The organism is Staphylococcus simiae (assembly GCF_002902085.1).
Lineage (GTDB): Bacteria > Bacillota > Bacilli > Staphylococcales > Staphylococcaceae > Staphylococcus > Staphylococcus simiae.
Genome location: NZ_PPQR01000132.1, coordinates 21,295 through 29,033, shown reverse-complemented (window position 1 = coordinate 29,033; position 7,739 = coordinate 21,295). Strand labels below are relative to the sequence as shown.

The window sequence follows — 7,739 nt, the reverse complement described above, 5'->3', positions numbered from 1 at the left end:
TCAAAAAACTACAAAATACTATCTAAGGTTATACTATTTAATCACATTAGATATAATAGCTTGATAGCAATTTGTAGTTTAGTGTCTTTATTAATTTAAGTCTAATTTTTCAATGAAGTCTTTAATTTCTTTTTTCATGTTATCATCTTTTAACGCATAATGTAGAGTAGTCTTAACAAATCCAATCTTTTCTCCGACATCATGACGAGTGCCTTCAAAATCATAAGCATATACTTTACTTTGAGCATTCATACGTTCAATAGCATCTGTTAATTGAATCTCATTCCCGGCCCCTTCTTTTTGAGTAGCAAGGTATTCAAAAATATCTGGAGTTAAAACATAACGTCCCATAATTGCTAAATTAGATGGCGCCTTACCTTTTTCTGGTTTTTCAACAAATTTTTCCACTTCATATCGACGACCTTCTTTAGATAAAGGGTCAATAATGCCATAACGATATGTTTCTTCTTCAGGGACTTCTTGAACACCAATTACTGAAGTACCAGTTTCTTCATAAGTACTCATTAACTGTTTTATTGCGGGAACGTTAGATTCAACAATATCATCACCAAGTAATACAGCAAATGGTTCTTCACCGATAAATTGTTTAGCTGTATAAATTGCATGTCCTAAACCCTTTTGTTCTCTTTGTCTCACATAAAATATATTAACTAATCCTGTTGGATATTGTACTTTTTGAAGTACGTCATATTTTTCTTTTTCTTCTAAAATTATCTCTAATTCTTTTTGATTATCAAAATGATCTTCAATTGCACGTTTGTGTTTTCCAGTAACTATAATAACATCTTCAATGCCTGCTCTAGCTGCTTCTTCAACAATATATTGGATAGTAGGTTTATCAAGAATAGGTAACATTTCTTTAGGCATAGCTTTTGTTGCTGGTAAGAAACGCGTTCCAAGCCCTGCTGCAGGTATTATCGCCTTTTTTATTTTTTTCAAAATATCATTCTCCTCCCTATGTTCTCATTACAACTTTACCATTAATAGTACAACATTTGTATATAAATATGTAAAACACATTAACTAATTAATTCAAAAAAACAAATATATAGAATTACATTTTTATTCACTTTCGATTTTTCTATCAAAAATCACCAATGATATGAATCAAAATACTAAATAGCCAATTAACTTGTCGTATCATTACAACAAATCAATTGGCTTATTTAAATTCAAATGATATTAGTCGTTAACCACAAACATCACTTTGTCATATTTTTCTTTTCTATTTACTAATTTATCAAATGTTACTGGACCTTCAGATAATGGTAGATAATGTGAAATAATCGGTGTTACATTAATATCTTTGGTTTGCATATAATGTAACGTGGCATGCCATTCTTTTCCTGGAAATGGACTTGATAAGCCATTCCATGAACCATGTACACTCAGTTCATTACGTAAAATTTTCTCAAAATGTTGTCTTGTAATCTCTATATCTGCATATGGAATACCTAATAACAGTACTTCTCCACCCTTTTTGGGTAATGTTAGGATTTGACCAATGGTTACCTTGGCTCCAGATGATTCTATGGCGACATCAATTTGATTACTATAGTGTGTTTCAATAAATGTTTCTAAATCTGTTTCAAGCGAATTGATAACTTGATGTGCACCTATTTTTTTAGCAATATCTAATTTATGATCGTCAATATCGATAGCAATGATATGTGCAGCACCGAAGATACGTGCCCATTGAATGGCTAGCAATCCTATGCTACCACATCCCATAATAGCTACCGTCATACCAGGTTGTATTGCTGTTTTATAAAAACCGTGTGCTACAACAGCAGATGGCTCAACCATAGCTGCAGTTGCATAATCAACATTATCCGGTACTTTCAAGACATTTTGACTTGGTAACTTAACAAATTCAGCAAACGATCCTGGCTCATAGGAACCTATCACATATAATGATTTACAGCATGAATACTCTCCTTTTAAACAGTAATCACATTCATAACAAGGCATTGCAGGACAACCTGTAACCTTATCTCCAGGATTTAGATGTGTCACCGCTTCTCCGACCGCTTCCACTACACCTGAAAATTCATGACCAAATGTCATACCAGCGATATAGGGTCCAAGTTTTTTATAACGTGATGTATCAGAACCACAAATTCCAGTAGCTTTCACTTTAATTAGCACATCATTATCATTGACTATCGTTGGTTGTTCGCTATCTTCATATCTCAAATCTTCAACATCATATAAATTTAAAGATTTCACTTGTCAATCACCTCAATCTTGCGTTAATTCGCAACTTTTTTCTTTTTAAAGAATACTGTTGCGGCATAACCAGAAAGCACTACAGAATTACTAATCAACAAATGATCCATATAAAAATTCGTAATTTGTCTGAATGGTCCAAGCATAAACTCCAACATTGTTTCTACCATATCTATTCACCTCTACTTAATTGTCAAGTGGCTTCAGTAACGCTTTAATACCTTCACCTGATTTCAAGTGCTGATACGCGTGATCCCAGTCATCAATATAAAATTCTTTTGTCACTAATGCTTCCGCATCTACTAAGCCGTCTGACATTAGTTTTAATGACGGTTCCCAATCAGCAGGCTTTTGACTTCTACTGCCGACTACTGTTAATTCTTTTTGAATGATTTTTTCTAAATCAAATGGAATTTCAGCATCTTTAAAAATACCAATTTGGCTATAGCGTCCTTTTTTACGTAAAATATCTAAACCTTGTAATGCTGCAGGCACTGCACCTGAACATTCAACAACAACATCAGCACCATAACCATCAGTTATATCATTAACGAATGTTTTTAAATCTGTTTGTTGTAAGTTCACAATATAATCCATATTCAGCTCTTGTGCTTTTTCTAAACGAACTTTATCGTTATCTAAACCTGTCACAACGACTTTAGCACCTTCACTTTTCAACACTTGCGCCACTAACAAGCCAATAGGTCCAGGCCCCATAACTACCGCAATATCTCCAGGATTCACTGCTACCTTAGATACACCATGGTAAGCACATGCTAAAGGTTCCGTCATAGCTGCTGATTGATAGGACACATTGTCAGGTATATGGTGTAAACTTTCTTCACGTGCGATAACATAATTGGTAAATGCACCATCTACTTGCGTACCAATACCTTTTCTGTGATTACATAAGTTATAATCTTTCGTCTGACAATACTCACATTCATTACATACATAAAATGTTGTTTCTGAAGTGACACGATCTCCAACTTTGAAATCTGTCACATCGTCACCAACTTCAACAATTTCCCCTGAAAATTCATGACCTAATGTCACAGGAAAATTCACTTTATAATGTCCCTCATAAGTATGAATATCTGTGCCACAAATTCCTGCATAATGTACTTTAATTTTCACTTTGTCATCTACTGGTGTTGCTACTTCTTTATCAAGAAGTTCTAAGTTGCCATGTCCTGCTTTTGTCTTTACTAAAGCTTTCATCACATACACCTCGATATCTAATTAAATAGACTAAATATTTTAAAGATAATATAGTTAACGATGTTACCACCTTGGTCAATACTAGAGATTTCTGAAGACCCTTTTGGCATTTGAACATTTGTACCTTTAGCCATGTCTGTGAAAATTGGGGCTACGTCTGTTGCAATATATAATGAAATTGCAATCATAATCGTACCTACAATGACAGAATGAATAATGTTACCTCTAGCTGCACCAACGATAAATGCTACGACGAATGGTATAGTTGCTAAGTCACCAAACGGCAGTACTTGGTTACCTGGTAAAATAACTGCTAATAATACTGTGATCGGTACTAAAATTAATGCTGTAGAAATAACAGCAGGATGTCCTAATGCCACAGCTGCATCTAAGCCAATGTAAATTTCACGATCTCCAAAGCGTTTGTTTAACCATGTTCTTGCTGATTCTGATACAGGCATTAAACCTTCCATTAAGATCTTAACCATTCTTGGCATTAATACCATTACTGCTGCCATTGACATACCTAAGTTGATGACATCTCCAACGTTATATCCTGCTAATATACCAATACCTAAACCTAAGACAAGACCTACGAAAATGGATTCACCAAAAGCACCGAAACGTTTTTGGATGGTTTCTGGATCAGCATCTAATTTATTGATACCAGGGATTTTTTGTAATAATTTCACTAAATAAATACCTGGTGCGTATGAAATCGTACTACCAGTTGCAATTGACACACCTGGTAAATCGAAGAATTCGCTCATCATCGGCGCAGTCCAGTCTGCTACTTTTAGACAAATCACTTGGAAGATGACTGCCGCTAATAGTGCTTGCCACATACTACCAGAAATGGCATAAACCATTGCTGCCATAAATGTGTAATGCCAGAAGTTCCAAATATCTACGTTCATTGTTTTAGTTGCTTTTGTAAGTAATAAAACAACATTGACTATGATACCTAAAGGAATAATAAAGGCTGCGACAGATGATGCCCAGGCGATTGATGACGTTGCTGGCCAACCTACATCAATAACATTTAAGCTTACCCCTAAATTTTTAACCATTGCTTGTGCTGCTGGACCTAAGTTTTTAACTAATAAATCAATAACTAAGAAGATACCAACAAAGGCAACACCGATAGTTAAACCTGATCTAAATGCCGCACCTACTTTTTGTCTAAAGAAGATACCTAGTAAGAAAATAACTACTGGCAAAATAACCGTTGCACCTAAATCTAAAAATCCCCTAATAAAATCAGTGAAGTATGTCATGTGTTAAAACATCCCTATTCTGAGAAATGAATATATGTTCTTTCAATTATTTTTATATGCAAATTTCATATAAATATCGTTATGCGTTGAACATTGACTATGTCGTCTTAGAAACTCATTTATTTTTGTAATTCTTCTAAGATTTGCTTTTTAGTGTCTTCAATACCAATACCAGTTAAGAAGTTACGTGCATTTATGACTGGGAATGGATATTCTTTTTTAGTCATCGCAGTTGTTACTAGTAAATCTGCTGTTTGTTCATAAGGACCTACTTCGGTAATTTTGATTTGTTTAATGTCTACTTTAATATTATGCTCTTTGGCCATTTCCTCTATTGCGTTATTCACTACTGTTGATGTTGCGATACCTGCTCCACATGCTACTAATACTTGTTTCATTTTAAATTCCTCCATTTAGTTAATTGTTTTATTATGTCTCTTACTTATGTGCTAAATACTGATTAATTAATGCTGCTAATTCTGTCGTGTCTGTTGCACGAAGAATGCTTTCTAGTTTGTCGTCACTCTGGAAAATTTGCATCAATTGCTGTAATAGTGATAATTGATCGTCCACTTTATCCATCGCTAACATAAAGACAATTTTGACATTTGTTTGTTGATCAAGTGTGCCCATCTCCACAAATGGCACTTCATCTTCCAAAATGGCTACACCGATTGTTCTTTCATTAATATGTTCAACATCTGTATGTGGAATGGCTACAGAACATCGTTGCGTTGGTAAAGCTGTTGCAAATTCATGTTCTCTATCAATCACTGCTTGCTTAAATGTTTCTTTGACATAACCATTGCGATGAAGTAAATCAGACATTTGCGATAATACGTCTTCTTTGTCTGATGCTGTTAAGCTCAGCAAAATATTTTCCTCTTGAATTAATGATTGTGACATCAAGACTCCCTCATTTCTTTATTAGAAAATTCCTTTAAAATAGTATTAATTTCAGAATTTTTACGACTGCGAATAACTCTGTCAACTGCCTTATTATCTTGAGCTAAATCTCTTAGCTGTAACAGTGCTCTTAAATGTGCAACTTTATCAACAGCAGCTATCGGTACAATGATATGAATAGCTGTGCCATCAGACATCTCCACTGGTTCTTGTAAAATCAACATACTCATTGCCGTTTTATGTACATTCGTTTCAGAGTAGGCATGAGGTATAGCAATATTTTGCATAATCACCATATATGAATCATCAAATGCGTGTTGCATTTCTGTTATATAGTCTTGATTAATAAAATGATTGCTGACTAATGATTCACTCGCTTTAGTAATGGCATCATTGATATCACGAACTTTATATTCTTTTCTAATATGTCTGGCTGGTATCAAATCTGCTAAATCTAATTCACGATTATGCGTTAACATTGAACTATTTATCGTGGTTAAAGAATTAAAATTAACGATAAAATCTTCCAACCCTTCGCGTAGTTCACTAATGTCATTAACTGTTGTTGTACGTTCAATAAGTGCCATTAATTTATTGATTTCACTATCAATATCAGCAGATTCTTTGTTAATAAATTTCATCACTTCTTTGCGTAATTTACGTTGTTCCACATCTGATAGTGACGCCTTAGTAATAAATAACTTTTTATGTGTTAAGACGAACATAGGTGAAAATACAATGTCATAATCGAGCGCATAATCTTCAAATTCTCTTAATGAAATAGCGTCCAAAAAGATCATCTCAGGGAATAAATTACGAAGTTCGTACAACATCATTTGTGATACCGATGTACCTTGTGTACAAACAATAATCGCTTTAATCTTCCCTTCAAAATTTTCATCTTGGCGTCTCAAACTGCCACCAAATAGCATCGTTAGATAGGATAATTCATTATCAGGTAATGCTTTACCTAAATATTCAGTTAATGGCATACTTGCTTGTTTCACCATATGAAATAGCTCTTGATAGTTACCTTGAAGTGGATCAACTAACTCATCACGATCAGTTAAATTATATTTAATACGATAAAATGCGGGTGTTAAATGTAATAACATCTGATGTGTCAACTTGGCTTTATCTTCTATATTAATGAAAGTAATTTGCTCAAAGTAATGAATCATTTGTTTAATTGCCGCTTCTAATTCAGGTAAGCTATGCGTATCATTTAAATCAACCCATTGTACACTTGTAGATAATAGATGTAACGTAAGATACAATTTTTCTGCTTCTGGAATATCTGTAAAATGCTGTGTAATAATCTCAGTCGCTTGATATTCTTTAGTATCTTTTAAATATTGATAGTTTATGTTCAAAGGATTAACAATCAAACCATCATGAATGCGTCGTTTAATTACACTTAAGACATAGGGTAATGCGCTCAGTGATTTATCAATAAAGCGACTTTTCAAAAATTGCTCGACATCTTTCAACCTCTTTTTTTGAACATCTATATCTTCAAAGGTTAAATTTAATGCTTTCAACATCTCACTCTTAGTAAGTTCATAATCATCACGTTGATTGATTAATTTAAAAAGAAAACGACGGATTTCAATTTCATCACCAATCATTTCGTAACCATTTTTCCTAGAATATTTAAGTTCTAGACCTTGATCTTGTATGTATTGGCGAATGTAATTAATATCATGAATAATCGTGTTCTTACTCACTTGTAAATCAATAGCAAAATGATTTAAAGATGATGCATTCTCCTTACTAAAAAGCATTAACATTAAATAATAACGTCGCTCAGCGATACTAAATATTTGATTTACCGGATCCGTTAAATCTTGCGTATCGTGATCATGTTTAAATAATTTAATCACTTCTGAACTCACAATGAAGTTACCTTGACTCGTTCGTTCTAATTTAGGATAACCTTCGTTTTCTAACCAAATATTAATCTTTTGAATTCGATAACCGAGTTGTCTTCTAGATAATGCAAAAATAGTTTCAAGCTCTTTACCTTGAATGGTTGGATTCAATGCAATTTCTTTAAGTATTTGTTGATTGTCCACATCCATATAT

8 protein-coding genes are annotated in these 7,739 nt (G+C 33.6%); all 8 read right to left on the bottom strand.

What is annotated here, in order from left to right; translation table 11 throughout:
* Positions 1 to 90 precede the first annotated feature (90 nt).
* Complete coding sequence (gene galU / locus CD113_RS11725; protein WP_002461617.1) at positions 91 to 960, bottom strand: UTP--glucose-1-phosphate uridylyltransferase GalU; 870 nt, start codon at positions 958 to 960, stop codon at positions 91 to 93.
* A gap of 243 nt (positions 961 to 1,203) precedes the next feature.
* Positions 1,204 to 2,250 carry a galactitol-1-phosphate 5-dehydrogenase gene (locus tag CD113_RS11720; RefSeq protein ID WP_002461619.1) on the bottom strand — a complete coding sequence of 349 codons (1,047 nt, stop codon included), beginning with the start codon at positions 2,248 to 2,250 and terminating at the stop codon, positions 1,204 to 1,206.
* Between the two features lie 23 nt (positions 2,251 to 2,273).
* Positions 2,274 to 2,420 carry a hypothetical protein gene (locus tag CD113_RS12775; protein WP_002461620.1) on the bottom strand — a complete coding sequence of 49 codons (147 nt, stop codon included), beginning with the start codon at positions 2,418 to 2,420 and terminating at the stop codon, positions 2,274 to 2,276.
* A 16-nt stretch (positions 2,421 to 2,436) separates the two neighbouring features.
* Complete coding sequence (locus CD113_RS11715; protein WP_002461621.1) at positions 2,437 to 3,471, bottom strand: zinc-binding dehydrogenase; 1,035 nt, start codon at positions 3,469 to 3,471, stop codon at positions 2,437 to 2,439.
* A gap of 17 nt (positions 3,472 to 3,488) precedes the next feature.
* Positions 3,489 to 4,748, bottom strand: a complete 1,260-nt coding sequence (locus tag CD113_RS11710; RefSeq protein ID WP_002461622.1) for a PTS galactitol transporter subunit IIC — start codon at positions 4,746 to 4,748, stop codon at positions 3,489 to 3,491.
* A 119-nt stretch (positions 4,749 to 4,867) separates the two neighbouring features.
* On the bottom strand, positions 4,868 to 5,146 hold the full coding sequence (locus CD113_RS11705) for a PTS sugar transporter subunit IIB (RefSeq protein WP_002461623.1): 279 nt from the start codon (positions 5,144 to 5,146) through the stop codon (positions 4,868 to 4,870).
* Positions 5,147 to 5,186: 40 nt separating this feature from the next.
* Entirely contained in the window at positions 5,187 to 5,654 is a 468-nt protein-coding gene (locus tag CD113_RS11700; protein ID WP_002461624.1) for a PTS sugar transporter subunit IIA, read from the bottom strand.
* A complete protein-coding gene (locus CD113_RS11695; protein WP_002461626.1) occupies positions 5,654 to 7,735 on the bottom strand; it encodes a BglG family transcription antiterminator in 2,082 nt (693 codons plus the stop codon). Before CD113_RS11695 ends, CD113_RS11700 begins: the two co-directional genes overlap by 1 nt.
* Positions 7,736 to 7,739 lie beyond the last annotated feature (4 nt).

Excerpts from the sequence above, each read along its gene's own strand:
- CD113_RS11695 (WP_002461626.1), bottom strand. The coding sequence starts at position 7,735 with ATGGATGTGGACAATCAACAAATACTTAAAGAAATTGCATTGAATCCA.
- CD113_RS11700 (WP_002461624.1), bottom strand. The coding sequence starts at position 5,654 with ATGTCACAATCATTAATTCAAGAGGAAAATATTTTGCTGAGCTTAACA.
- CD113_RS11710 (WP_002461622.1), bottom strand. The coding sequence starts at position 4,748 with ATGACATACTTCACTGATTTTATTAGGGGATTTTTAGATTTAGGTGCA.
- CD113_RS11715 (WP_002461621.1), bottom strand. The coding sequence starts at position 3,471 with ATGAAAGCTTTAGTAAAGACAAAAGCAGGACATGGCAACTTAGAACTT.
- CD113_RS11705 (WP_002461623.1), bottom strand. The coding sequence starts at position 5,146 with ATGAAACAAGTATTAGTAGCATGTGGAGCAGGTATCGCAACATCAACA.
- CD113_RS12775 (WP_002461620.1), bottom strand. The coding sequence starts at position 2,420 with ATGGTAGAAACAATGTTGGAGTTTATGCTTGGACCATTCAGACAAATT.